Below are 25,467 nucleotides of genomic sequence, written 5' to 3' on the forward strand. Positions count from 1 at the left end.
CATCGTATTTTGTGCACAGATGATGACACTTGGCTATTCATTGACCAGTTAGTTTTGGGGCGTGGGTTTGGCTGGCACCGCAGGGGTATCCTGGCGCGCAGTTTTCGGCACATCCGGGCCGGGTGAAGAAAGCCAGGTACGCAGCTTTAACCCGGCCGAGGATGAATACCCCAGCGCCCGATCCACCACCTTAAATTGTTCATCCAACAGATAGTAGGACGGATAGCCCTGCACCTGAAAATTTGACTTCAATTTAGCATTGCCTAAAAAGACTGGCCCGCTTACATCAGCTTCTTCAATAAACCGGCGCACATCGGCCACGCTGTCGTAATCCAATGCGACCCGAAACACCTGATATTTTTTACGATCCACCACGTCGGTGTTGGCGATGCTTAATTTGCACACCTCACACCAGGGCGCAAAAAAGTAAATCAGTGTCCGTTTGCCGGCGCGGGCGGAAATGGTATACGGCTCGCCGTTGAGCGTTTTCACAAAGGTCACTGACGGCGCGGCGTCACCATCGGTGGTGAGCATCCCCCGCATTTGCCACTGACTGATGCCGTAGATCACTGCCACAATAATGCCGATGTCGCGTATCCAACGGATCAGTGAACGGCGATACCACGGCAGGGGTTTGTTTCTATTCATTGCTACTACCCTGAATTCATCATCACGCTTGTTTGTACGTGAAACTTCGCTCAAGGTACAAAAAAACCGGCCCCGAATCTAGCAGGCCGGTATATAAGCTTGCCAACGCTTACGCTGGCAATGTTGGGAACGTTAAATTCGCCATGTCACGCACCACCCGCATCACCTGGCACGAGTAACCAAACTCATTGTCGTACCAGACATACAGGGTTACCCGGTTGTCCGCCACAATAGTGGCCTGGGAGTCCACTACCGCCGCGGCGCGCGAGCCCACCAGGTCGCTGGACACAACTTCTTTACTGGCTGTGTAATCAATCTGATGCTGTAACGGCGAGAACAACGCTGTGTCACGCAAAAACTCATTGATTTGCAGCTTGTCGGTCTCTTTGCCCAGGTTCAGATTCAAAATAGCCAGCGATACATTGGGAGTGGGTACCCGAATCGCATTGCCGGTGAGCTTACCCGCCAGTTTAGGATAAGCCTTGGAAACTGCCTTGGCTGCACCGGTTTCGGTAATGACCATGTTAAGCGGCGCACTGCGACCACGACGCTCAGCTTTATGGTAGTTATCAATCAGATTCTGGTCATTGGTGTACGAATGCACTGTTTCCACGTGCCCGCTGGTGATGCCGTATTCTTCATCCAGTGCTTTGAGCACCGGGGTGATGGCATTGGTAGTACAGCTGGCCGCCGACAAAATCGTGTCACTGTCGGTCACATCGGCAGAATTGACGCCGTGCACAATATTTTTGATGTCACCCTTACCCGGGGCGGTCAGCACCACTTTTTGGGTGCCTTTGGCTTTAAGATGTAAGCCAAGCCCATCACGGTCACGCCAGATGCCGGTATTGTCCACAACGATGGCATCGTTGATGCCATATTGGGTGTAATCCACCTCATCCGGGCTATTGGCATAAATCACCTGAATAAACGCACCGTTGGCTTTAATGGCCTGACGTTCTTCATCCACAGTAATGCTGCCATTAAATGGTCCGTGTACCGAATCGCGGCGCAGCAGGCTGGCCCGTTTTTCCAGGTCGCCTTCACGGCCGCCGCGCACCACAATGGCACGCAAACGCAATTTATTGTTCATGCCCTGGCGTTCAATCAGCAGTCGAGCCAATAAACGACCGATACGGCCAAAGCCATACAGCACTACATCGCGTGGGGTTTGGTTGTCTTGTTGGTCGACGACATCAGCCAGTTGCTGGCGCAGATAGGCATCAAGGTCGGTGTTATCAACAGCCGCCCCATAATGAAAATCAAATGCCAGCTTACCAATATCAATCTGAGCAGGAGCCAGCTGCATGGTGCTTAACGCTTCCAGCATCGGCCAGCTTTCGCGCAGGCGTAATTTGATGCCTTCATGCAAGCGCACCATACGGTGGGCTTTGATCACATCAATAGCGCTGGCGTTTAATAACGGACGGCCATAAACTGAAATTTCTACTGCATATTTGCGGTACAAGCGCCCAATTAACGGCAGCATCATTTCTGCGAATTCCTGGCGTTCCTGCCAGCTGCTTTGCAATTCCTGTTCAAACTGTTGATTCATGCCCTTGCCTTCATCGACTAAAATAGTTTGGAGAGTGACCATCCCGGCCCTATTATTTTAGGGTACACTAGGTGAGTTATGCGGCCGGTGATGGACGCTGTGTATTCTAAGGAAGCCAGAAAGGAAGACAAATTGTTGAATAGTTTCAAAAACCTGCTTACAAGCCAGTCTGATGCAGGATTGTTCCGTAAGTTTTCAACATTAGCGGCAATCGGGCTGGCCACCTTGGGCAGCCTGACCGGATGTGAGGCCTGGCAGCAAACCAGCATTGCCTCAATTTGCGAAAGTCACCCGACCATGTGCAATGATTTAAATCCGGATGCCTGGTGTCGGGCTGAAAAAGCCGAAATTATTCGTCACCGTTATCTGCAACTGACCGAGCCGCAACGTATGGCCAGCGGCCAGCAACAGTATGCCTTGTTTAACAAGTGGGAAGCCTACCAGGCGTGTATTGGTAAAGCCTCGGGGATCCAGCATATCAAACAGCGCGACAAAGAAGCCGGCCGGATGCGTGGCGTGCTCACCGCGCAGCGCGAGCTGAAACAACTCAAGTGGCAAACCCAGGACAGTGCCGATCCCTACCTGGCTTTTTATCACTGGAGCCGCTTTCACCAGACGCAAGCCGGTGAACGCTTTATGCAGGCAGCCAAGCGGGGTGAGCTGCAGCATGATCCGCAGTTGTTGGTGATGCTCGCCAGCATGCAGGTCAAAACCGACCCGCAAACCGCTCGCGCCACGTTGTTTGACGCACTGGCGCTGTATCAGGACCCGGACCACATTGACCCGGAAATATTCGGCAGCTTGAGCACCATGGCCATGTATCGTGAGCAACTGGAAGCTGCCTATGTGTGGTTACAGGTGGCCCGGGCGTTTGACTTACCAGAAGATGCCAGTATTACCCGGCGGCTGGCCAGCCTGGATGCTTCGCGTACCGAGCAGCTCGATGATGTGGCTGACAAGGTGGTCGAAGCCCTCGAGGACAGCGCCTTTAATGCCTATAATCTGGGCCTGCACCGTCTGTAAACTGAGGCTGTAAACTGAAAGTTAATTTCATCGAAAAAAAGTAAAAAGCGGCTGGATCTGCATAAAAAAAGCGCGTGTTTTCACACGCGCTTTTTGTTTACCGTTCTGACTGGCTAAATAATCACCAGTTGTTAAGGGCTTAGCCGCGTACAGTATCGTTATCCTCAGAGGTAAAATTCATCGATAACGAATTCACGCAATAGCGCTGCCCGGTTGGCTGTGGCCCGTCTGGAAACACATGACCTAAATGCGCATCACACTGCTTGCAATAAATTTCAGTGCGCTGCATGCCGTGGGAATCATCTTCACGAAAGCCCACATTGCTGTGTGCGCTTTGATCATAAAACGATGGCCAGCCGCAGCCGGCATCAAATTTGGTGTCTGATGAAAACAATTCGGCACCACAGGCTTTGCACACATACATGCCATTGCGCTCTTCGTTAAGCAGCGCGCCGGTAAATGGCCGCTCGGTGCCGGCTTCGCGGATCACCTGATGTTCCTGTTCGGTCAGTTGCTCAGTTTGTTTATCGCTCATCACTGTCTCCTACCTGCGGGTATTACTTCTTGATAGCAACCTGCCGGCGTTGTGGATCGCTCCAATCCAGATGGAACTTTTTACCGGCCGGTTTATCAATCCGCTGATAGGTGTGCGCGCCAAAATAATCGCGCTGGCCCTGTAGCAGATTAGCCGGCAACACAGCCGTGCGGTACGAGTCATAATAGCTTAACGCCGACATCATGGCCGGGCACGGAATACCGGCCAGGGTGGCCTGAGCAATCGACGCCCGCCAGTCAGACTGCATCTGCGTGATCTGCTCGGCAAAGAAAGGATCCAATAACAGGTTTTCTAAATCTTCGTTGTTTTCATACGCCTGAGCGATGGATTGCAAAAATACCGCGCGAATGATGCAGCCGGCGCGCCAGATTTTCGCAATACCGCCAAAATCCAGGTCCCAGTCATGTTCTTTGGCCGCGGTGGCCATCAGCTGAAAACCCTGGGCATACGCGCAAATCTTAGAACAGTACAGTGCCTGTTCCAGTTTATGCACAGCCGCCATCTTGGCATCATCGTCGAGCACCGGCGTTTCCGGGCCTTTAAGAATATCGCTGGCTTTTACCCGCTCATCTTTTAAGCCTGAAATACTGCGGGCAAACACCGCGGCAGTAATGGTTTGGGCCGGGCTACCCACCTGCAGTGCACTGACCGCCGTCCACAAGCCAGTGCCTTTCTGACCGGCTTTATCTAAGATCACATCCACCAGCGGCTCACCGGTTTCCGGGTCCAGTTGCTCAAGCACCTCGGCACTGATTTCCATCAGGTAGCTGTTCAGCTTGCCTTCGTTCCAGCGCCGGAACACCTCGGCGATTTCGCCTGGTGCCATGTGCAGCGAGGTACGCATGACCTGGTAGGTTTCACAAATCAGCTGCATGTCGGCATATTCGATACCATTATGCACCATCTTGACATAATGGCCGGCGCCCATGGTGCCAATGTAGGTCGCGCACGCCTCACCTTCGGTGATCGGCTGGCCGGGTACGCGGGATTCCAGCGGCTTACCGGTTTGCGGGTCGACCTTGGCGGCGATGGCTTTGAGCACCGGTTCGATGCGGGTCCAGGCATAGGGGTTGCCTGAGGGCATCAACGACGGGCCAAACCGCGCGCCCACTTCACCGCCAGAAACCGCGGTGGTAAAAAAGATAAACTTGCTTTTGTACTGCTCTTCCCGTTCCACCGAGTCGGTCCACAGACTGTTGCCGGTGTCGATCACAATGTCGTCGGCTTTGATGCCGGCATCAATCAGATGATGACACACATGATCCACCGGGTCGCCGGCAGGAACAGATAAAATAATTAGATGCGGGGCTTTGAGTTTACTTAAAAGCTCCGTGTAAGAGCTGCAACCTTCAACGCGAGGTGCGGTTTGCGCGGGGCGTTCTGCGCCATCTTTGGCAATAATAGCGTCGACCTTACTCTGATCCAGATCAAAGCAGGCTACGCGATAGCCATTATCTGCCAGATTCATGGTCAGATTTGCTCCCATCACTCCCAGGCCAATAAAGCCAATATCACATTGCGCCTGAGCCTCTTGCTGTCCATCTTCTTTTTGCATGGTTGTCACCTTAGGTTGCAGATGGCTGCGCATCTTATCACCCGATGCGCATCCAAACACTATCATTGCGGGAATTTCAACAAAAAAACATGCTTAGCGGATCGTTAGGCTTGCTTTACGCCTGCCTAGCGCCAACAGACGCCGCTTTTTTCGGCACTGGTCAACCTCACTCCGGCCTGCCTCAGGCAGGCAACTGAGCAAAGCGAAACAAGGCGATGGATCGTGGTGCTTGCTGAAAAACCCGTTGAATACAGATTTGTGGGTGGTCGCGCAGGGAGGCATAGCGGGTATCCAGCTTCAGGCGCCAACCGCTGCGGGCAGCTACGTAGGGTAAATTAAACCGCACATCATGATCGGCTGAATTAAAGCACACATACCAATGCTCAGAATTACGGGTGGTAGTGCCACTGCCTTCAATTTCCAGCGCAAACGAACGATTGTCAGAACGGTGCCAATCTTTGGTTTGCTTGCGGCTGCCATCGGGCCGGTACCAGCACACCTTGTGCACATTGGTTTTGGTTTGCCAGGTATCGTCGGCCAGCAGCAGGTGCGACCACAAAGAACTGGATTTACGCAACGCGATAACAAAACTGCAAAACTCTAAAAAATCCTGTTTTTGCTTGTTAAGCTGCCAGTGATACCAGTTTAACTCGTTATCCTGACAGTAGGCATTGTTGTTGCCCATCTGGGTGCGACTCAGCTCATCGCCCCCCAAAATATGCGGCGTGCCCTGGCTTAAGATCAGCGTGGTAAACAAATTGCGCTTTTGCTGCTCACGTACCGCCAATATGGCCGGGTCGTTGGTTTGCCCTTCAACGCCATAATTAGCCGATAGATTATGGCCATGGCCGTCACGGTTTTCTTCGCCATTGGCTTCATTGTGGCGCTCTGCATAACTGACCAGATCATGCAGGGTGAACCCATCATGATAAGTGACATTATTGACCGACGTATTAATATGCCGGGCTCCTTTGGTAAACACATCGGTAGAGCCCATCAGGCGTGTGGCAAAATCGGCGGTGGTGTTGGCATCGCCACGCCAGAACGCGCGCACAGTATCCCGGTATTTATCGTTCACTTCCAGCCAGTCGCTGTTAAAACTGCCGAGCTGATAGCCGTACGGGCCGATATCCCAGGGCTCGGCGATTAGCACCGCATGTTTTAGCGTGGGATCCTGACGCATGGCACGTAATAAACCGGATTGGGCTGAAAATGCCTGAGGATCGCGCCCCAGACTTACCGCCAAATCAAAACGAAAGCCGTCTACCCCAATTACCTCCACCCAGTAGCGCAAAGCATCCATGATCAATTGCATCATGGCGGGTTGGGCGGTGTTGACGGTGTTGCCGCAGCCTGAATGGTTGCTGTATACCAATTCGCCATTGGGTGCTTGTTCAAACAGATAACTTTGATACGGGCTGAAGCCTTTAAAACTTAATACCGGGCCGCCCTTACCGCCCTCGGCAGTATGATTCACCACCACATCAACAATCACTTCCAGGCCTGCTTCGTGGTAGCGATCGACCATATGCTGCAGCTCACCCACGGCATCAGATTTGGCATAGCGGGGTTCAGGGGCAAAAAAATTGACCGGGTTGTAGCCCCAATAGTTGGTCAGGCCTTTTTCGGTAATATAAGGCTCAGGCATAAACGCCGCCAGCGGCATAAATTGCACCGAGGTGACACCCAGGTTTTTTAAATGTGTAAGCACCGCCGGGTGACAGGCGCCGGTGTATTTGCCCTGATCGGCTTCCGGCACGTCCGGATGTAGCCGGGTCAAGCCTTTTACGTGGGCCTCGTACACAATCCGCTGATGCACCGCCAGGCCCGGTTTGGGTGGCCGGGGTAACGGGTTGGCGGTCGGATCGATGACCACACTTTTGGGTACCATAAAATGTGAGTCGTTCTGATACTGGCGCGCGTTCCAGTGCAATGGCCGACTCAGCATTTTGGCGTACGGGTCGATGAGCAATTTGTCGGTGGGCGCATGCAGCAATTGTGAGGTACCACGGTTAACCCGATAGGCATAATGCTGATGATGGCCCAGCCCGGCGATATGCGCATGCCAGATATCGCCTGTTTTATTGGCCACTTCTATTTCATTGACCGGCTCTTCGGTATCGGCGCTAAATAAACATAACATGACCGTGGTGGCTTCCGGGCAGTATACTGCAAAGTTTACCCCCTCCTCGGTCACTGTGGCGCCCAGCGGATGCGCTGCACCGGCAGATTGCTTCATAACTACAAACCCTGTTCGCGTTTATACGTCTGTTTTTAATGCCCAGTACACTGTGGCTAACGGCGGCAGTGCAATTTCGATGGAGAACGGCTGGTCGTTCCAGGGTGTTGCCTGTGCGTGCACTGTTTGCGTTACTGCATAGTCACTGCCCCAGTATTTTCCATTATCGGTATTTAACACCAGCTCATAAGTGCCATCTGACGGTACACCCACCCGGTAGTGCTCTCGTGGCTGCGGCGTGAAGTTGCACACGACCACCAGTTTCTGGCGTTCTTCCCGGCTATTGCGCACAAATGACAATACACTTTGGTCGGCATTGTTATGATCGAGCCAGAAAAAGCCTTCGGGCGCATGGTCCAGCTCATGCAATGCCGGCATTTCTTTATAGGCGTGATTAAGATCTTTATACAACTGCTGCAGCCCGCGATGCTTATCAAACTCCAGCAAATGCCAGTCTAACGAGCTATCGTGATTCCACTCGCGATACTGGCCAATTTCGTTGCCCATGAAGTTGAGCTTTTTGCCCGGGTGGGCAAACATAAACGCCGCATAACAGCGGTGGTTGGCAGCGCCCTGCCATTCATCGCCTGGCATTTTATCGATGATACTGCCTTTGCCATGCACCACTTCATCGTGAGACAGCGGCAACACAAAGTTTTCATCGAAGGCATAGACCATGGAAAAGGTCATCTCAGAATGATGATAGCGCCGGTAGGCCGGATCTTTGGCCATGTAATGCAATGAATCATGCATCCAACCCATGTTCCATTTAAAGCCGAAGCCTAAGCCACCCATACTTACTGGCCGTGACACACCCGGAAAAGAGGTAGACTCTTCGGCAATGGTCATAGCGCCCGGGTAATGGCGATACACTTCTTCATTCATCCAGCGCAACAGGCTGATGGCTTCATAGTTTTGATTGCCGCCATCGACATTAGGGATCCATTCACCGTCGTTGCGTGAATAATCCAAGTACAGCATGGAGGCCACGGCATCCACACGCAGCCCGTCCACATGATATTTATCCAGCCAGAACAATGCATTGGCAACTAAAAACTGACGAACAGTGTCCTTACCAAAATCATAGATGCAGGAGTTCCAGTCCGGATGCCAGCCTTTACGCGGATCATCGTATTCATACACATGGCTGCCATCAAAACGCGCCAGGCCATGGCCATCTTCGGGAAAGTGCGCCGGTACCCAGTCGATGATGACGCCGATGCCTTGCTGATGGCACTGGTCGACAAAAAATTTAAAATCATCCGGGCTGCCAAAACGGCTGGTGGGAGCAAACATGCCCACCGGCTGATAGCCCCAGGAACCGTCAAACGGAAACTCAGACACCGGCAACAATTCTAAGTGGGTGTAGCCCATGTCCACCACGTAAGGAATTAGCGTCTCTGCCAGCTCGCGGTAAGACAGATAGCGCCTATCATCGCCTGGTTTGCGCCACGAGCCCAGATGCACCTCATAAATGCTCATGGGGCGATGATAGCGGTCCTTGCCGCGCTGCTGCATCCACTGGCTGTCCTGCCATTGATAGGTATTGTGATCATAGATCACCGAGGCGTGGGAGGGGTATTGCTCGGCCTGAAATCCTAACGGATCGGCTTTGTGCGGTAGATCATTACCGTGACTGTCTTTGATCTGGTACTTGTAGCGCTCGCCAGCACCCAGCCCGGGCACCACCAGCACCCAATAGCCCATATCGGTTTTTTGCATCGGGTGCAGCCGGCCATCCCAGCTGTTGAAATCACCGATGAGCGAAACGGCTGCCGCATTGGGGGCATACACACAAAAACGGGTAGCCGCGATGCCGTCCAGGTCAATCAAGCAGGCACCAGCCTGCTGGTACAAATTCTCTGGCCCGTGGTCAATAAAATGCACCGCATGAAAGGCTTCATCCTGAAACTGATACGGATCGACCGCGGTGTCTTCGTAATCGTCATATTGTGCGGTAATCGCATACGGCTGGCCGGGCTTAAGGCCATTCACCGGGCCACAAAAAAAGCCGTCGCCACGCGGTTTATCAAAGGTGGCGAGTGCTTTTTTGTGACCGGCGCGGGTCACTGTTACCGCACTGGCGCCGGGGCGCCAAATGCAAATCTGCCGGCCTGTGGGCGTGGTTTGCGGGCCCAGTGATTCAAAAGGGGTGGCACATTTGGCCCACGCCAACTGCTGCTCGATTTGCATAGTGTACTCCTGTGACGCTACCGTGATCCCGGCAGCGTATTTTTATTACATTATGTATTACGACTTGTTCGTGCTGGCCTGGCGTCGGGCCTGGGTCAGGCGGTTGGCCAGATCACGTACCTCACCCTCGGCAAAGATATCCTCCAGGTTACGGCTTAATTTGCGCCGCCAGTTTGGATACTCATCAAAAGTGCCCGGAATATTCACCGGCTTGTCCATCTGCAGCCAGTCTTCCAGCTGCAGGCTTAACAGCGCACTGGAGCCGGTAGCCATGTGAGTTTGCAGCCCGTAATTGAGAGCCTGGGTCATACCGGTGTGGTTCACATCGTGGCCCACCTCGTCACCCACTGACTGATGACCGTGCAGCGAGTCTAAAATCGCCTGCTTATCCGCATGGCGGCTAGCATACAGGGTCTCCAGGATCTCATCGGTCGGATACAGCCCAATCTGTTTACCCAGCTCCAAATCCAGGCAATGCCAGTAACCAATCAGGGTCGGCATATCATGGGTGGTCAGCGTTGACATGGACTGCTCGGGATAATGCGACGGCGAGAAAAAGCCGCCATCCTCAGCCTGTTCAAAGAAAAACACCCGATATGAGAATATGCCATTGTCCGCCAGCTTGCCACGAATCTCTTCTGGTACTGTACCCAAATCCTCGCCAATGACAAGATTCTGATTTCGATGACTTTCCAGCGCCAGGATCCCCAGCAGGTCATCCACCGGGTAATAGACATAGCCGCCATCGCGGGCATGATCGCCCTTAGGCACCCACCACAGGCGCAGCAAGGCCATCACATGGTCGATTCGCAGTGCACCGGCCGCGGCCATGTTAGAGGCAAACAGATCGATAATCGGTTGGTAGCCCTGTTCGTACAAGCGTTTCGGGTCCATCGGCGGCAGGCCCCAGTTTTGCCCCAACGGACCTAATACATCCGGCGGCGCACCCACACTGGCTTTTACGCAATACAAATCTTTATTACCCCAAATTTCGGCGCTGCCTTCGCTGACGCCCACCGCCAGGTCAGTGTATAAACCGATGGTCATGCCGGCATCCTGTGCCACCTGATTAGCCGCTTCCAACTGCTGTTTAGCCTGCCATTGCAAAAACTGGAAAAACTGCACCCGGCCGCGGTGCTTTTTGGCAAATTTGGCCACGTCAGGCTTGTGGTATTCTTTGAATTTGTCCGGGAATACCGGCCAGCCCCAGGACGGCTCGCCTTTTTCTTTAAGATGCTCCTGCATAACATCGTACACCGCCAGCATGTCGAGGCTCTCACCGCCCTGCTCGATAAATTCAGCAAAGGCTTCACGCTGTGCACTTTTTTGTTTCAGATGGCGTTTGCCATAAGCGTCAAATACTTTGGTCAGCACCTGCAGCTTCAGCTCTGCGACCTGTGCATAGTCCACATGCTCTACCGCGCGGGCTGCTTCCAACTTTTGCTGAAACTCGGCTGAATTGACCAGCGCCTGTACGGCTTTATCGTCATACCCGTCGATGGCGGTGACATCCAGGTACAGGTAGTTGAGCCAGCGACGGGATGACGGACCATACGGGCTGCACGCATCCGGGTTGGCCGGGTATAGGGCGTGAATGGGGTTGAGACCAACAAAATCGGCGCCCACCTCGGCGGCCTCTTTGACCAGGCGCGACAGATCAGAAAAATCACCGATGCCCCAGTTGGTGGCGCTGCGCACGCAGTATAATTGCACACTCAGCCCCCAGATTTTTTTGCCCTGGGCAATGCTATCGGGCTGATAGCAGGCATCCGGGGCCATGATTACCCGCATCTGGCCGATGGCTTCTTCATCGCCTTCTACATGCAACGCCAGCTGGTGATAGCCAGGTTCGATAGCATGCTCAAAATCTACCACATATTCCTGGTACTCCACTTCATCAAGTTGGGCGACGTGAATTAGCTGGGTATCCACTGGCGTGAAGCTGTGGCTGAACTGTTTACCCTGCTCGGTGGTCAAAACAAACGTATACTCGTCGTTGACCAGCTCGATGGGCAGACGCACCGTGAATTGCACAGTATCCGAGACACGCAGCACCTGCACCGGGTCCAGCACAGATTGCCAGTGCGCAGTGGTCTCGCCCTGGATTTGTTCAACCATGGCGGTTTCATCACTGGTGCTATAGCCCAGCGCCTGAAGCAACTTTGCCTTACTGGCGTCAGCGATGGTAGCGGGCTTGCCCCACGCATCCACATAATTGGATTCGATACCCCGCATTTCTACCAGTTGCTGCAAAACTTGATTTGTCATTATTTCGTATTCCTGTATCGGGCGGTTCTAGCGCGTCTTAAATGAAAAAGATACTACGTGCTTTTGTACAAAGTTTTAACATTATTGTTTAAAGCTAAGCTTTAACAAAAGTGAATACGTTTGCATAGATTTATTTTTGTAATTTTGCAACATTTTAGCTTTTTCTTTTGCTTAGTATGCCATTTTGATCCATACTTTACGTAATTTTATTTCAAACTCACTTTCAAGTAGAGGTACGTTATGACAGTACGCATCGGTATCAACGGCTTTGGCCGAATTGGCCGTCTGGTAATGCGCGCAGCCGCACAGCGCGACGATATTGAAGTTGTAGCAATCAACGACCTGCTGGACACAGACTATATCGCTTATCTGTTAAAGTATGATTCAACCCACGGTCTGTTTGATGGTGACATCAAGGTCGACAATGGCAATTTAATTGTTAACGGTAAAACGGTACGGGTTACTTCGCAAAAAGATCCGGCGGATCTGGCCTGGGGTGATGTAAACGTCGATGTGGTAGTCGAATCCACCGGCTTGTTCCTGACCAAAGAAACAGCTGAAAAACACCTGCAGGCAGGTGCTAAGAAAGTGGTCATGTCAGCACCGTCTAAAGATGACACACCAATGTTTGTAATGGGTGTTAACCATGACAGCTATGCTGGTGAAAGCATTGTATCTAATGCGTCATGTACCACCAACTGCCTGGCGCCTGTGGCCAAAGTACTGAACGACAAGTTTGGTATCGTAGACGGCCTGATGACCACAGTTCATGCTACTACAGCAACACAAAAAACTGTGGATGGTCCGTCAACCAAAGACTGGCGTGGCGGCCGTGGTGCCGGCCAGAACATCATCCCTTCGTCTACCGGTGCAGCCAAGGCTGTGGGTAAGGTTATCCCGGCTCTGAACGGCAAACTGACCGGCATGGCGTTCCGTATTCCAACACCTAATGTGTCTGTGGTAGATCTGACAGTAAACCTGTCAAAAGCAGCCAGCTACGATGATATCTGTCAGGCCATGAAAGAAGCCTCAGAAGGTGAATTGAAAGGCATTCTGGGTTACACCGAAGATGCTGTGGTTTCCAATGATTTTCTGGGCGATGCCCGTACTTCAGTATTTGATGCCGGCGCCGGTATCGCACTGACAGACACCTTCGTTAAAGTGGTGTCCTGGTATGACAATGAATGGGGCTATTCAAATAAAGTCCTTGATCTGGTTAGCCATATCAGTAAGTAATAAGCATAGACTGAAACAGCCTGTTAGCTCAGGCGGTTTGCCATCAAAAAGGTGCGACTCAGTTCGCACCTTTTTTATTGTGTGCTTTCTAATGGATAAGGCACTTGCAGTAAGTGCCCATGCAGGAACCCGAGTATGAGTATTGCCAGCAGTATCCGTGTGACCGAATCAGCCGGGATCACATTTTTGGACATTGAGAATCCGTTCGCCAGTGCGCGTGTCAGCTTATTCGGCGGCCATGTGTTGTCTTATACGCCCAGGCAGGATAACCAGGAGCGGCTGTGGTTAAGCCCCCATGCGGTATTAAGTGGTGAAAAACCCATTCGCGGAGGGATCCCGGTATGCTGGCCCTGGTTCAGTGATGCTCACGGCCGCGAAAAAGGCGCCCTGCCCTCACACGGCTTTCTGCGTAACCAGGTCTGGCAATTGATTCACAGCGAAGACACGGATGCCGGTACCAGCATCCGTCTGGCGCCGGCATTTACCCGCGCCGACGGCTTTGAATACGATTGCGAAGTGGCGCTGGTGATTGAAATTGGTGAGCAGCTTTCGGTCAGCCTGTTAACGACTAACCAGGGCGTGGTGCCCTTTACCTTTAATACCGCGCTGCACAGCTATTTTCAGGTGGACAGCATCAGCCAGGTGCGCCTGACCGGGCTCACCGGCGACTATAAGGATAAGACCGACAACTGGGCAGTGAAATCGACCCCTGACGAGTATGCGATAACTGGGGAAACCGATCGCATTCATCTGCATGCTGCAGAGACTGTGACCTTGCAGGAGCGTGGCCAGGCAAGAACCCTGATCCATTCCAGTGGCCATGATTCGGTGGTGGTGTGGAACCCGTGGCAAGGCGCTGCATCCATCAGTGATATGGATGCTTTTGGCTACAAACATATGCTGTGCATTGAGACGGCCTGTACGCAGGATGTCACCCTGGTACCCGGGGAAGAACATTGTCTGCGTCAGCAGGTCGCTGTGCCTGATTAATCACAGTATGTGACTATCGCTGGTTATAACCAGCCCAGGAATAAAAAAGCCGGCGAAGTGAAGTTAGCCGGCTTTTTAGATGGAGGTGTAAGGCTAACGCTTACCGAGCGCCTTCCACAGCTTCTTTTGCCAGGTCGGTAATACGTTGCCAGTCACCGGCTTCAATAGCATCATCCGGGGCCACCCAGGAGCCGCCTACGCAGGCCACATTTTCTAGTGCCAGATAGTCACGGTAGTTGGATGGGCTGATGCCACCAGTTGGGCAGAAAGTTACATCCGGGAACGGACCACTGATGGACTTGATGGCTTTGATGCCGCCAGATGCTTCGGCCGGGAAAAATTTCATGTGCGTATAGCCGGCATCTTTGCCTTTCATCAAATCAGAGGTTGACGAAATTCCTGGGATCAACGGAATGCTACCGTCCTGACCAGCTTTTAGCAGCTCCGCAGTCATGCCTGGGCTGATGGCAAATTTTGCACCTGCCTCAGTCACGGCTTTTAACTGTTGAGCATTGGTTACCGTGCCAGCGCCAATTAAGGCATCCGGAACTTCCTGAGCAATACGCTTGATCACATCCAACGCTGCCGGGGTGCGCAAGGTCACTTCCAGCACCTTGATGCCACCGGCCATCAGCGCTTTGGCCAACGGTACAGCTTTGTCCGCATCATTGATCACCAGTACTGGCACCACGGGGCCAGCTGCAAAAATTTCCGCTGGGGAAAGAGTCCAGTTTGTTGTCATGATTCACTCGCAATGTGTTGTTGTAAGTACGCCGCTGCCCCGAGCAGGCCATGATCAGGCTCTGCAATTAAAAAACAGGGGATATTTTTGACGTAATGTTTCATTTGGCCTTTAGCTTCAAACCGGGCCCGAAAATCGCTGTCCTTGATAAAGTCAGCAAAGCGATTGGCAATGCCGCCACCGATAAACACACCACCGGTGGTAGCCATATTTAAGGCCAGGTTGCCGGCAAAGCTGCCCATGATACGGCAGAACTGGGTCAACGCAGCTTCACAGATATCACAGGTTCCGGTAAGGGCCTGGTCAGTCACTTGGGCCGGGTCGGTCAGCTCCACCTTCACGCCGCGGGCATTGGCCAGGGCGGTGTAGATGTTCAAAAGGCCACGACCTGACATCACTTCTTCAGCAGAAGCCCGGCCGTGCAGATTTTGCAGATGACGCCAAATCACCACATCGGTTTCATCTACCGGGGCAAAGTCCACATGACCGCCCTCGCCGTCCAGGGTTTGCCAGCCAGCAGTGGTCATGGTGATATGCTCAACACCCAGGCCGGTGCCCGGGCCAAATACAGCAATATTGCCGCCTTCAATCGCGGTGCCTTCACCAATCTGGATGACCTGATCATCCGACAATGTTGGCAGCGAATGCGCCACGGCGGTGAAATCGTTGATTACACGTAAGTTTTTCAAGCGCAATTGCTGCTTCAGCGCTTTTTGCGAAAACGCCCAGCTGTGGTTGGTCATCTCAACCTGATCGCCTAATACCGGACAGGCAATGGCAATACAGCCATCGCTAAACTGTACCGCCGGCATATCGGCAAAATAAGCCTGAATGGCTAAATCAATGCTGGCAAAATCGCGGCACTGGTATTTTTTGATATCGGTTACGCCGGTGCCGGTGACCCGCGCCAGGCGGATGTTGGTGCCCCCGACGTCAGCGACAAATTGTTCGCTCATAGCGCTTGCTCCTGGGTGTAGAACAGCGAGCACGCGCCTTCTTCTGCACCGGTCAGGATAGAGCGCATACCGGCAAACATTTCCCGGCCCATGCCCTGAGCATGGTTGGTCAGATCGGCCACAGCCGGCTCGCGCGCCTCCAGTTCCGCCTCGTCAACACACAGGGTCAGCGCACCGGTTTCAGTGTTCAGCTCAATTATGTCGCCATTTTGCACTTTCGCCAGCAGACCACCATTGTACGCTTCCGGCGTCACGTGGATAGCAGCAGGAACCTTACCGGAAGCCCCGGACATCCGGCCATCAGTCACCAGCGCCACTTTATAGCCACGGTCCTGAAGTACACCAAGCGGAGGCGTCAGACGGTGAAGTTCTGGCATGCCAATCGCTGAGGGCCCCTGGAAGCGTACGACCACGATGCAATCTTTATTCAAATCGCCATTGCGAAAGGCATCATCCAGATCGAACTGGTCTTCAAATACCACAGCCGGCGCTTTGATTTGGCAATGCGGTGTGCGCAGCGCAGAAGTTTTGATCACTGAGCGGCCCAGATTGCCATCCAGCACCGTTAAGCCACCATCGGGTTTAAACGGGGTAGCGACCGACGCCAGAACTTCTTTGTCGATGGATTCGGTGGCACCGTCACGCCATACCAGCTCGCCATCTTCCAAACGAGGCTCTTGCGTATAACGCTCCATCCCGCGGCCACAGATGGTGTTCACATCATTGTGGATCAAGCCGGCATCCAGCAGTTCGCGGGTCAGTACTGCCATACCACCAGCTGCCACAAAGTGGTTAATGTCGGCATGACCATTGGGATAGATGCGGGTTAGCAGCGGTACCGCATTGGAAATTTCAGAAAAATCATTCCAGTTGATCAGAATACCGGCAGAACGCGCTACGGCGATCAAGTGCATGGTGTGGTTAGTCGAGCCACCGGTGGCTAGCAAGCCTACCAGGCCGTTAACAATCGCCTTTTCATCCACAATGTGGCCAATCGGCATATACTTATCACCTAAGTCGGTCAGGCGAGTGGCCTGCACCGCAGCGGCTTTTGTCAGCGCATCACGCAGCGGCGTGCCTGGATTGACAAACGATGAACCTGGCAGATGCAGCCCCATCATTTCCACCACCAACTGGTTGGAGTTGGCGGTACCGTAGAAGGTACAAGTACCGGCCGAATGATACGACTGGCTTTCCGCTTCTAATAACGCATCACGACCCACTTTGCCTTCGGCGAATTCTTGGCGGATACGGGCTTTTTCTTTGTTAGGCAGGCCTGATGGCATCGGGCCGGCAGGCACAAAGATAGTGGGCAGGTGGCCGAAGGACAAGGCACCCATCAGCAGACCCGGGACGATTTTATCGCAAATGCCTAGCATCAATGCCGAATCAAACATATTGTGGGACAGGCCAACCGCGGCCGCCTGCGCAATGATATCGCGGCTCATCAGGCTTAAGTCCATGCCAGCATTACCCTGGGTAACACCGTCACACATTGCCGGAACCCCACCGGCAAACTGAGCCACACTGCCCACTTCCTTGACGGCTTCTTTGATCAGCACCGGGTAAGTTTCGTACGGCTGGTGCGCAGACAACATATCGTTATAGGCCGACACAATCGCCACGTTGGCTTTGGTCATGCTGCGCAGATCAGATTTTTCAGCTGCGCCACAGGCAGCAAAGCCGTGGGCCAGGTTACCACAGGACAATTCGCCGCGGTGCGGGCCCTGACGACGGGCATGTTCGATTTTATCCAGATACGCTTTGCGGGTAGCTTTACTGCGTTCGATAATGCGCTGGGTAATTTCGGCAATTTGGTTATTCATAATTTACTCCTAAGGTGCCCACATCAGGGTAACAGGGGCACGATTGACCACCGCGGTCACCGGCTTTTCCAGCTCGGTGTTGTGTTCAAGGGCCTCTTCCAGAACCACTTTTTTCTTCTCACCAGTCAGGTGAATAAAGATGTTGCGGCTGTTCAATAGCGCCGGCAGGGTCAACGAAATACGCTGGTGCGGTGCGGTGGTAGGCTGAACTGCCAGGCAGATTTTGCCACTGGACATATTCAGGCCGTCTTCAATCTGGGCTGAGCACGGAAACAGTGACGCGGTATGGCCATCTTCGCCCATGCCCAGGATCAGCGCATCAAACGGCTGTGCCATGCTGGATAAGCGCGACTCCGCCTGTGCAATACCATCGGCTGCATCCGCATCATCAGTTTTCAGAGCCACAAAGTGCGCAGCTGCTGCTTTGTTTTGCAACAGATGTTCATGTACCAGACGGGTATTGCTGGCCTCATCGTCTTCATTCACCCAGCGTTCATCGGCCAGGGTAATATCCACCTTGGCCCAGTCCAGGTCTACCTGGCTCAGCGTTTGGAATAAGCCAACCGGCGTGCGACCACCGCTGACCACCAAACTGGCGCGACCGCGGGTAGCGATCCCTTCGCGCAGAATCTCGGTGAGCTGCTGCGCAAACTGCTCAGTGAGCGCTTCAGGTGTGTCGAAATGCTTCTGTGTCAGTGCCATATTATTTCTTCTTTGTCAGTTTGCTTTCATACCAGCTGCGGTTTTCGCGGGCCAACAGGCCAATGGACGCAACCGGTCCCCAGGTGCCGGCCTGATAAGGCTCTGGCGGCTCGGCGGAATGTTTCCAGGCATCTAAAATGGAGTCGACCCAGTGCCAGGCCTGTTCCACCTCATCGCGGCGCACAAACAGCGCCTGGTTGCCCAGCATCACCTCTAGTAACAGTTTTTCGTAGGCATCCGGAATACGATCTTCAGAAAAGGCTTCTGAAAAGCTTAAATCAAGTTTGGATTTTTGCAGGTCCATTGAGCCAGAACTGGTCAGGCCGGGCACCTTGTTCATCACGGTGATTTCAACACCCTCATCCGGCTGCAGGCGGATCACCAATTTATTGGGTGGCAGGCTGTTAAAGCTGTCGCCAAACAAATTGTGAGGCTGACGCTTAAAGTAAATAACCACTTCTGACACCTTGGTGGGCATCCGCTTACCGGTGCGCAGATAAAATGGCACGCCGGCCCAGCGCCAATTATCGATTTCCGCTTTGATAGCCACAAAGGTTTCGGTCTTACTGCGGGTGTTGGCATCATCTTCTTCCAGATACCCGGGCACTTCCTGCCCTTTCACAAACCCGGAAGTGTACTGCCCGCGCACCGTCACTTCATTTACATTGGTGGCATTGATGGGGCGCAGTGCTTTTAAAACTTTAAGTTTTTCATCGCGGATGCTGTCGGCATCCAGTGTAGTTGGCGGCTCCATGGCCACCAGGCTCAAAATCTGCAGCAGATGGTTTTGCACCATATCCCGCATCTGGCCGGCGTCATCAAAATAGCCCCAGCGGCCCTCAATGCCCACCGATTCGGCCACACTGATCTGTACATGATCGATACAGTTGTGATCCCAGTTGGTGGCAAAGATGGAATTGGCAAAACGCAGGGCAATCAGGTTAAGTACCGTTTCTTTACCCAGATAATGGTCAATGCGGTAAATCTGTGATTCGTTAAAATACTCAGATACTTCATCATTAATCACTTTGGAAGAATCCAGATCGTGACCAATGGGTTTTTCCAACACCACACGCACACTGCTGTCGATGATATCGCAGCCGTGCAGGCCGCGGCAGATATCGCCGTATATGGCTGGCGGGGTGGCCAGATAGCACACCATCACCCGGGTCGGATCAACCGCGGTATCCAGGGCTTTGTAGCTGTCGACATCTTTCATGTCGATGCAGATATAGTGCAGGCGGCTGGCCAAACGGTCCCAGGTTGCCTGGCACATGGCCTTTTCGCTAAATTTTTCAATATTAGCTTTGACTTCTGCGATGTATTCTTCTCTGGTCATTTCCTGACGAGCCACTCCGATGATGGTGGTGTCAGGGTGGATCAGCTCGGCTTTTTCCAACTGATACAAAGACGGCAGTAATTTGCGTCGTGACAAATCCCCCATGGTACCAAACAGTACAAAGTCACAGGGTTCAAACGAATTATCCATTACCATATTGTCGACCTTTTCATGATAACGGGAACACAGCATCCAGTTGGCTGCCCTCCCTGATGGTATTACTCATAGTTAACACCAAATGTAGTAAAATTACAACTTCGCTTCAGTCTATATGAGCAAAGCCTGTTCATCGTTCTTTGCGCTGTGTGTCAGTCACCATGTTGTTAAAAAATTACATTTTCCTTGTCACGAGCAACACATCAAGTAGTATAGATGCTTAGAACACAGGGTCCGGATTCTATATTTAAGACATAAAGCCGTATGAATATTCTCGAAAAAATTACCCAGAGCAAAGCTGCATTTAGTAAATCCGAACGCAAGGTGGCAGACGTAATTCTGGCCAGCCCGCAAACCGCGATCCACTCCAGCATTGCTACCCTGGCGAAAATGTCTGATGTCAGTGAACCCACAGTAAACCGCTTCTGCCGGCGCCTGGATACCAAAGGGTTTCCGGATTTCAAATTACATCTGGCGCAAAGCCTTGCAAACGGTACCCCGTATGTAAACCGTCATGTGGATGAAAGCGACAGCCCTGAGGAATATACCAACAAAATATTTGAATCCACCATGGCATCTCTGGAAGTCGCCCGCCAGTCCTTAGACATAAACGTGGTGAATCGCGTTGTGGATTTACTGACTCAGGCACAAAAAATATCTTTTTTTGGGTTGGGCGCTTCGGCTTCTGTAGCACACGATGCATTGAATAAGTTTTTCCGCTTTAATGTGCCGGTGGTGTATTTTGAAGACATCCTGATGCAACGCATGAGTTGCATGAATTCCACTGATGGTGATGTGGTGGTGCTGTTTTCGCACACCGGCCGCACCAAAAGTTTGGTAGAAATTGCCCAGATTGCGCGTGAGAACGATGCCACTGTGGTGGGTATCACCTCGGCCGACAGCCCGCTGGCTAATGAATGCAGCTATGTCATCTCGCTAGAAGTGCCTGAAGATACCGACATGTATATGCCGATGGCGTCACGGATTGCCCAGCTGACCCTGGTAGATGTGCTGGCCACCGGATTTACACTGCGTCGCGGCAATAAATTCCGCGAAAACTTAAAGCGGGTTAAAGATACCCTGCGTAATTCTCGCTTCGAAAAGCGTGATTAACAATCATCTGCAATAATCAGGCGGTCGCCCGGCCGCCAGCTCGATCTTTCTCATCTTTCTTGTATTAATTCTGCACCCGCCCTGCCTGGGCGAAATTGCAATGGAATTTAAACTGGTACGCGTTGTCTGACAAATTGCGTATCGCAATTCACTTTTTTGCAAAATTCATCTAGTATTCTGTAATAAAATTACGGAAAGTGATTACACAAAGACGACATTTGGCCGCTGTTGCGGTAGGATCACGCTCGTCTTTCATCAATCAAAGAAACCAAGCGACTGATAACACTATGAGCAGAAGAACCAAAATCCTTGCCACCCTAGGCCCGGCAACTGATTCATTAGAAAAAATTGAAGCCATTATTGCAGCGGGTGCCAATGTTGTACGCATGAATTTCTCTCATGGTCAGGCACAAGACCATATTGAACGCGCTGAGCGCGTGCGCAAAGCCGCAGCCAACCTCGGTAAATACGTGGCTATTCTGGGTGACCTACAAGGCCCGAAAATCCGTGTAGCCCGCTTCAAAGAAGGCGCGGTGAATCTTCAGCCTGGCGCAGCCTTTACATTAGATGCCGAACTGGATCGTGACAGCGGCGATAGCACCATGGTCGGTATCGACTACAAAGCTCTACCAGACGATGTCAGCACTGGCGATATTCTGCTACTGGACGATGGCCGCATTCAGCTGAAAGTCACCGGAGTGGAGGGCCGCAAGGTACGCACTGAAGTGACTGTAGGTGGCACCTTGTCGAACAACAAGGGTATTAATCGCCAGGGCGGCGGTTTGTCAGCCGAGGCGCTGACCGAGAAAGACAAAGAAGATATCAAAACCGCCGCCAAGATTGGCGTAGATTATTTGGCGGTCTCTTTTCCTCGCTGTGGTGCCGACTTGAACTATGCCCGTGAGCTGGCTCATCAAGCCGGATGTTATGCGCAGATCTGTGCCAAGGTAGAGCGTGCGGAAGCCGTAGCCACCGATGAAGCCATCGACGATATTATCTCTGCCTCAGATGCAGTGATGGTGGCGCGTGGTGATTTAGGGGTAGAGATTGGTGATGCCGAACTGGTGGGTAAACAGAAAAAACTCATCTCTCGTTCTCGCCAGCTGAACAAAGTGGTTATTACCGCCACCCAAATGATGGAATCGATGATCAACAGCCCGATGCCAACCCGCGCGGAGGTGATGGATGTGGCCAATGCGGTATTGGACGGCACCGATGCGGTGATGCTGTCGGCTGAAACCGCCGCAGGTAGCTACCCGGTCGAAACTGTGCAAGCCATGGCGCGGGTGTGCGAAGGCGCTGAAACGCATCCCAGTGTAAAGCTGTCCAAGCATCGCATGGATGATGTGTTTTCTACCGTAAGCGAAACCATTGCGCTCTCAGCAGTGTATGCTGCCAACCATTTACCAAGTGTTCGTGCCATCATCGCTCTGACCGAAAGTGGCAACACGCCTAAACTGATGTCACGCATGACCACTACCCTGCCGATCATTGCGTTGTCACGCCATCAGGGCACATTGAACATGATGGCATTGTTCCGTGGTGTGAAGCCGGTGTATTTTGACTCGCAAAATAGCGGGCCAGGTCAGCTGAAACAAGATGTGATGGAAGCCCTTAAAGCGCTTGGACAAGTGGCCCCGGGAGATACCGTAGTCATGACCTATGGCGATGAAATGGAAAAAATCGGCGCCACTAATGCGATGAAGATTGTGAAGGTCGACTAATTTTATTTAGCGCTTAAGCAATACGCAGTATATAACCGGTAGCAGGGCTTCCCTGCTGCCGGTTTTTTGTTTCTGCCCCGCGTGCTTATGTTAATTTTATATTGAGCCCGGTAATCAATAAGCCGACCTCAAATTTCATTGTCACATCCCTTTGAACAACTTCTGCTTCGAATTCGCTCAAGCGCCAATCAGGCCGAGCCTGGCCGCGACATACATCGTGCCTTGCACAACCTGCGCGAAGCGCATTCGGCAGCAGCGCTGCCGAGTAGTTTTTAGCAATAAATAGGAATGGCGACGTAAAACCGCTATTGTTGTGAACGTTATCTTAAGTGTTATAAATCGCACATACTCAGTTCATGTTTCGATGAACGCCCGTTAGCTGCGGAGAGTCACTCTACATCGGCCTGGTATTAAGTGAGGATGCACTTTGAACAACTGTTCACGCCAACCCTCTCAATCAGGAACTTCAATGAAATTATTAACCCGTATTCTTATTGTTTTCCCACTCTGCATAAGCCCGGTATGGTCTGCAGAAAAACCCAAAGTAATATTTTTTGATGTCAACGAGACGCTGCTTGATCTTAATGCCATACGTAAGTCCGTTGCTGACGCGCTAGGTGGGCGCGATGACCTGATGAGCTTGTAGTTTTCCACCATGCTGCACCATTCACTGGTAGATAATGTCACCGGCCGCTTTCATACCTTTGGTGAGATTGGGGTCGCGTCACTGCTGATGGTAGCCAAGGCAAACAACATTGCGCGTAGCGAAGCAGCCGCACGCGAGGTCATTGTCACCCCGTTAAGAAGTTTGCCACCGCATCCGGACGTAAAAGCCGGCTTAAAACACTTAAAACACTTAAAACAAGCAGGCTGCCGGCTCATCAGCCTGACAAACTCATCAAATCAAGGGGTAAAGACACAGTTTGACAACGCCGCTATGCTCGATTTATTCGATGACCGCTACAGTGTAGAAGATATCAGCCACTACAAGCCGGACCCGCGTACATACCAGTGGGCCTTAGAAAAAGCTAGTGTGGAGCCTGGTGAGGCTTTGCTGGTTGCCGCGCACGGGTGGGACATTGCCGGCGCCAAGGCTGCGGGTTTGCAGGCTGCATTTATACAACGCCAGGGCAAGGTGCTATACCCGCTGGCAATCGCACCGGATTATCAGATAAAGACGCTTACCGAACTGGTATCGCTGCTGTAGCCGGCTTTGATGCCCTTTCCGCCCGGCGCTTAAGCGCCGGGCGGAAAAAGCAGTCTTAACCGATTAGCTGCCAAGCAACAAAGCAACCCGCGCAAGAGCCTACCGCCAATGCGAAAAATAGCTGCTGCTGTCACGGGTCGGGGCTTGCGGTGTATCCATGGTTGGCGTGCCCAGATATAAAAAGCCCACCAGCTCATCGTTGTCAGCTAATTCAAGCTGACTTTTTACATAGTCGCAGTGGGCATAGGCCCCGGTACGCCAGATGCCGTTGAAACCCTGGGCAATGGCCGCCATCTGCATTGCCATTACCGCACACGCAGTGGAGGCAATTTGTTCTTCGCGTGGCACTTTTGGGTGCTCACTGTATTTGGCGATAGCCACTATCACCATGGGGGCGCGTAATGGCAGTTGCGGCGCCCGTTCAATTTCTTTTTCGCTTAGATCATTTTGTATGGCGGATTGTTCGAAAATGGCACCTAAGCGCTCCAGCCCTTCCCCTTCGCAGACAATAAACTGCCAAGGGGTCAGTGCAGCGTGGTCCGGGGCACGCAGTGCCGCCTGTTTGATATTCTCTAAGGCTTCGCCGCCTGGGGCCGGCGCAGTAACGCGGGGTTGGGACCGGCGATTGAGTAACAGCGCTAACGCATCCATCAATGACTCCATTAAATCAGGTAAACGCTGCGATCCTACGAATCCTCGCTGCAAAAGACCAGCATTATTCGCGACGTGCGCGCGCCAAAAAATAATCGATGCTGACAAACCGCCCGCCGCCCTGACAGAGCAGCACCAGCAACATCACAAAATAGGTCGCGGCAAATTCAATCCCATTGTTTAAAATCACAAATTTGCCACTGGCAGTGAGCCAGTCAATATACCCGTGTTCGGCCAATATTGCGTTTGCTGCCTTGAGTTTTTCTGGTGCAGCCATTACCGCTTCGTTGTACAGCAGCGTCCCATCTGCCAGCCATGATGAGGCATCGGCAATGGCCGGCCAACCGTGCTGCCAGTGCACTATCCCCATTGCGATCCCCATGGTCGCCAGCAGCGGTATAGCAGCCAGCCGGGTCAGCAGCCCCACCAGAATCAATATCCCACCGACAAGCTCAGCCCCGATAGCCAGAGCAGCCAACAACGCAGGAAACGGTAAGCCCAATCCCCAGTCAGGATTACCAAACCAGGCAGCGGTGTCAGCAAAACTGATCAGTTTTGTCCAGCCTGCCTGTATCATTACTGGGGCCAGATACAGTCGAATGGCAAGTAATGGAAAAAAGGTCAGTGCCTCTGCTGAGTGCACAAACCGCTGGTATGCGGTACGAAAGATAGCCATGATAATTCCTGCCGTGTTTTTTAATAAGAACTGGCCACCATGAATAATCTTTCATTTAGCCTGGCTGGCCTGACAAATCAATAAGTAAAACAGTAAATTAACCCTGCCGGGG

At 52.5% G+C, this 25,467-nt stretch carries 19 protein-coding genes and 1 pseudogene; 6 read left to right on the forward strand and 14 right to left on the reverse strand.

Going from position 1 to position 25,467, the window contains the following annotated elements:
* Window positions 1-48: 48 nt before the first annotated feature.
* Window positions 49-648: a TlpA family protein disulfide reductase gene (locus tag ACTUJZ_RS03735; RefSeq protein WP_463634914.1), complete on the reverse strand. Its 600-nt coding sequence runs from the start codon at window positions 646-648 to the stop codon at window positions 49-51.
* A gap of 109 nt (window positions 649-757) precedes the next feature.
* A complete protein-coding gene (locus ACTUJZ_RS03740) occupies window positions 758-2,203 on the reverse strand; it encodes a glyceraldehyde-3-phosphate dehydrogenase (RefSeq protein WP_463634915.1) in 1,446 nt (481 codons plus the stop codon).
* Window positions 2,204-2,338: 135 nt separating this feature from the next.
* Here ACTUJZ_RS03740 and ACTUJZ_RS03745 point away from each other — a divergent pair, with 135 nt between their 5' ends.
* Complete coding sequence (locus tag ACTUJZ_RS03745) at window positions 2,339-3,226, forward strand: DUF2989 domain-containing protein (RefSeq protein ID WP_463634916.1); 888 nt, start codon at window positions 2,339-2,341, stop codon at window positions 3,224-3,226.
* Window positions 3,227-3,365: 139 nt separating this feature from the next.
* On the opposite strand, the gene msrB is transcribed toward ACTUJZ_RS03745, so the two are convergent.
* From msrB to malQ, 5 genes are all read right to left on the reverse strand, one after another.
* Complete coding sequence (gene msrB, locus ACTUJZ_RS03750; protein WP_463634917.1) at window positions 3,366-3,761, reverse strand: peptide-methionine (R)-S-oxide reductase MsrB; 396 nt, start codon at window positions 3,759-3,761, stop codon at window positions 3,366-3,368.
* Window positions 3,762-3,783: 22 nt separating this feature from the next.
* A complete protein-coding gene (gndA, locus tag ACTUJZ_RS03755; RefSeq protein WP_463634918.1) occupies window positions 3,784-5,337 on the reverse strand; it encodes an NADP-dependent phosphogluconate dehydrogenase in 1,554 nt (517 codons plus the stop codon).
* Between the two features lie 181 nt (window positions 5,338-5,518).
* On the reverse strand, window positions 5,519-7,576 hold the full coding sequence (glgX, locus tag ACTUJZ_RS03760; protein WP_463634919.1) for a glycogen debranching protein GlgX: 2,058 nt from the start codon (window positions 7,574-7,576) through the stop codon (window positions 5,519-5,521).
* A 21-nt stretch (window positions 7,577-7,597) separates the two neighbouring features.
* Window positions 7,598-9,769 (reverse strand): 1,4-alpha-glucan branching protein GlgB, encoded by a 2,172-nt coding sequence (glgB, locus tag ACTUJZ_RS03765; RefSeq protein WP_463634920.1) that lies wholly within the window; start codon window positions 9,767-9,769, stop codon window positions 7,598-7,600.
* A gap of 57 nt (window positions 9,770-9,826) precedes the next feature.
* Window positions 9,827-12,037 (reverse strand): 4-alpha-glucanotransferase, encoded by a 2,211-nt coding sequence (malQ, locus tag ACTUJZ_RS03770; protein ID WP_463634921.1) that lies wholly within the window; start codon window positions 12,035-12,037, stop codon window positions 9,827-9,829.
* A gap of 240 nt (window positions 12,038-12,277) precedes the next feature.
* On the opposite strand from malQ, the gene gap reads away from it, so the two are divergent.
* Together gap and ACTUJZ_RS03780 are read left to right on the forward strand one after the other, a co-directional pair.
* Window positions 12,278-13,273, forward strand: coding sequence for a type I glyceraldehyde-3-phosphate dehydrogenase (gene gap, locus ACTUJZ_RS03775; protein WP_463634922.1), 996 nt, complete (start codon window positions 12,278-12,280; stop codon window positions 13,271-13,273).
* A gap of 135 nt (window positions 13,274-13,408) precedes the next feature.
* Window positions 13,409-14,263 carry a D-hexose-6-phosphate mutarotase gene (locus ACTUJZ_RS03780; RefSeq protein ID WP_463634923.1) on the forward strand — a complete coding sequence of 285 codons (855 nt, stop codon included), beginning with the start codon at window positions 13,409-13,411 and terminating at the stop codon, window positions 14,261-14,263.
* A 100-nt stretch (window positions 14,264-14,363) separates the two neighbouring features.
* Here the strand turns inward: ACTUJZ_RS03780 and ACTUJZ_RS03785 are convergent, their stop codons facing one another.
* From ACTUJZ_RS03785 to zwf, 5 genes are read right to left on the reverse strand one after another with little or no spacing between them, the layout of a single operon-like run.
* Complete coding sequence (locus ACTUJZ_RS03785; RefSeq protein ID WP_463634924.1) at window positions 14,364-15,005, reverse strand: bifunctional 4-hydroxy-2-oxoglutarate aldolase/2-dehydro-3-deoxy-phosphogluconate aldolase; 642 nt, start codon at window positions 15,003-15,005, stop codon at window positions 14,364-14,366.
* Window positions 15,002-15,961 (reverse strand): glucokinase, encoded by a 960-nt coding sequence (locus ACTUJZ_RS03790; RefSeq protein WP_463634925.1) that lies wholly within the window; start codon window positions 15,959-15,961, stop codon window positions 15,002-15,004. Before ACTUJZ_RS03790 ends, ACTUJZ_RS03785 begins: the two co-directional genes overlap by 4 nt.
* Window positions 15,958-17,787, reverse strand: coding sequence for a phosphogluconate dehydratase (gene edd / locus ACTUJZ_RS03795; RefSeq protein ID WP_463634926.1), 1,830 nt, complete (start codon window positions 17,785-17,787; stop codon window positions 15,958-15,960). The genes ACTUJZ_RS03790 and edd overlap by 4 nt, the downstream gene beginning before the upstream one ends.
* Window positions 17,788-17,796: 9 nt before the next feature.
* Window positions 17,797-18,489 carry a 6-phosphogluconolactonase gene (pgl, locus tag ACTUJZ_RS03800; protein ID WP_463634927.1) on the reverse strand — a complete coding sequence of 231 codons (693 nt, stop codon included), beginning with the start codon at window positions 18,487-18,489 and terminating at the stop codon, window positions 17,797-17,799.
* A 1-nt stretch (window position 18,490) separates the two neighbouring features.
* The gene (gene zwf, locus ACTUJZ_RS03805) at window positions 18,491-19,984 is read right to left on the reverse strand and encodes a glucose-6-phosphate dehydrogenase (protein ID WP_463635240.1); all 1,494 of its coding nucleotides are present in this window, start codon (window positions 19,982-19,984) and stop codon (window positions 18,491-18,493) included.
* A 264-nt stretch (window positions 19,985-20,248) separates the two neighbouring features.
* Here zwf and ACTUJZ_RS03810 point away from each other — a divergent pair, with 264 nt between their 5' ends.
* From ACTUJZ_RS03810 to ACTUJZ_RS03820, 3 genes and pseudogenes are all read left to right on the forward strand, one after another.
* Complete coding sequence (locus ACTUJZ_RS03810; RefSeq protein WP_463634928.1) at window positions 20,249-21,097, forward strand: MurR/RpiR family transcriptional regulator; 849 nt, start codon at window positions 20,249-20,251, stop codon at window positions 21,095-21,097.
* A gap of 287 nt (window positions 21,098-21,384) precedes the next feature.
* Complete coding sequence (gene pyk, locus ACTUJZ_RS03815) at window positions 21,385-22,821, forward strand: pyruvate kinase (protein WP_463634929.1); 1,437 nt, start codon at window positions 21,385-21,387, stop codon at window positions 22,819-22,821.
* Between the two features lie 469 nt (window positions 22,822-23,290).
* A pseudogene (locus ACTUJZ_RS03820) lies at window positions 23,291-24,028 on the forward strand (haloacid dehalogenase type II).
* A 99-nt stretch (window positions 24,029-24,127) separates the two neighbouring features.
* On the opposite strand, the gene ACTUJZ_RS03825 reads toward ACTUJZ_RS03820, so the two are convergent.
* Both ACTUJZ_RS03825 and ACTUJZ_RS03830 read right to left on the reverse strand, forming a co-directional pair.
* Complete coding sequence (locus ACTUJZ_RS03825; protein WP_463634930.1) at window positions 24,128-24,679, reverse strand: NAD(P)H nitroreductase; 552 nt, start codon at window positions 24,677-24,679, stop codon at window positions 24,128-24,130.
* A 64-nt stretch (window positions 24,680-24,743) separates the two neighbouring features.
* The gene (locus ACTUJZ_RS03830) at window positions 24,744-25,355 is read right to left on the reverse strand and encodes an HvfX family Cu-binding RiPP maturation protein (RefSeq protein WP_463634931.1); all 612 of its coding nucleotides are present in this window, start codon (window positions 25,353-25,355) and stop codon (window positions 24,744-24,746) included.
* Window positions 25,356-25,467 lie beyond the last annotated feature (112 nt).

Source organism: Alteromonas sp. WD8-37, assembly GCF_055326825.1.

What these genes read in the sequence shown, in the direction of transcription:
- ACTUJZ_RS03735 (WP_463634914.1), bottom strand. Translation starts at nt 648, where the DNA reads ATGAATAGAAACAAACCCCTGCCGTGGTATCGCCGTTCACTGATCCGT.
- ACTUJZ_RS03740 (WP_463634915.1), bottom strand. Translation starts at nt 2,203, where the DNA reads ATGAATCAACAGTTTGAACAGGAATTGCAAAGCAGCTGGCAGGAACGC.
- msrB (WP_463634917.1), bottom strand. Translation starts at nt 3,761, where the DNA reads ATGAGCGATAAACAAACTGAGCAACTGACCGAACAGGAACATCAGGTG.
- gndA (WP_463634918.1), bottom strand. Translation starts at nt 5,337, where the DNA reads ATGCAAAAAGAAGATGGACAGCAAGAGGCTCAGGCGCAATGTGATATT.
- glgX (WP_463634919.1), bottom strand. Translation starts at nt 7,576, where the DNA reads ATGAAGCAATCTGCCGGTGCAGCGCATCCGCTGGGCGCCACAGTGACC.
- glgB (WP_463634920.1), bottom strand. Translation starts at nt 9,769, where the DNA reads ATGCAAATCGAGCAGCAGTTGGCGTGGGCCAAATGTGCCACCCCTTTT.
- malQ (WP_463634921.1), bottom strand. Translation starts at nt 12,037, where the DNA reads ATGACAAATCAAGTTTTGCAGCAACTGGTAGAAATGCGGGGTATCGAA.
- gap (WP_463634922.1), top strand. Translation starts at nt 12,278, where the DNA reads ATGACAGTACGCATCGGTATCAACGGCTTTGGCCGAATTGGCCGTCTG.
- ACTUJZ_RS03780 (WP_463634923.1), top strand. Translation starts at nt 13,409, where the DNA reads ATGAGTATTGCCAGCAGTATCCGTGTGACCGAATCAGCCGGGATCACA.
- ACTUJZ_RS03785 (WP_463634924.1), bottom strand. Translation starts at nt 15,005, where the DNA reads ATGACAACAAACTGGACTCTTTCCCCAGCGGAAATTTTTGCAGCTGGC.
- ACTUJZ_RS03790 (WP_463634925.1), bottom strand. Translation starts at nt 15,961, where the DNA reads ATGAGCGAACAATTTGTCGCTGACGTCGGGGGCACCAACATCCGCCTG.
- edd (WP_463634926.1), bottom strand. Translation starts at nt 17,787, where the DNA reads ATGAATAACCAAATTGCCGAAATTACCCAGCGCATTATCGAACGCAGT.
- pgl (WP_463634927.1), bottom strand. Translation starts at nt 18,489, where the DNA reads ATGGCACTGACACAGAAGCATTTCGACACACCTGAAGCGCTCACTGAG.
- zwf (WP_463635240.1), bottom strand. Translation starts at nt 19,984, where the DNA reads ATGGTAATGGATAATTCGTTTGAACCCTGTGACTTTGTACTGTTTGGT.
- ACTUJZ_RS03810 (WP_463634928.1), top strand. Translation starts at nt 20,249, where the DNA reads ATGAATATTCTCGAAAAAATTACCCAGAGCAAAGCTGCATTTAGTAAA.
- pyk (WP_463634929.1), top strand. Translation starts at nt 21,385, where the DNA reads ATGAGCAGAAGAACCAAAATCCTTGCCACCCTAGGCCCGGCAACTGAT.
- ACTUJZ_RS03825 (WP_463634930.1), bottom strand. Translation starts at nt 24,679, where the DNA reads ATGGATGCGTTAGCGCTGTTACTCAATCGCCGGTCCCAACCCCGCGTT.
- ACTUJZ_RS03830 (WP_463634931.1), bottom strand. Translation starts at nt 25,355, where the DNA reads ATGGCTATCTTTCGTACCGCATACCAGCGGTTTGTGCACTCAGCAGAG.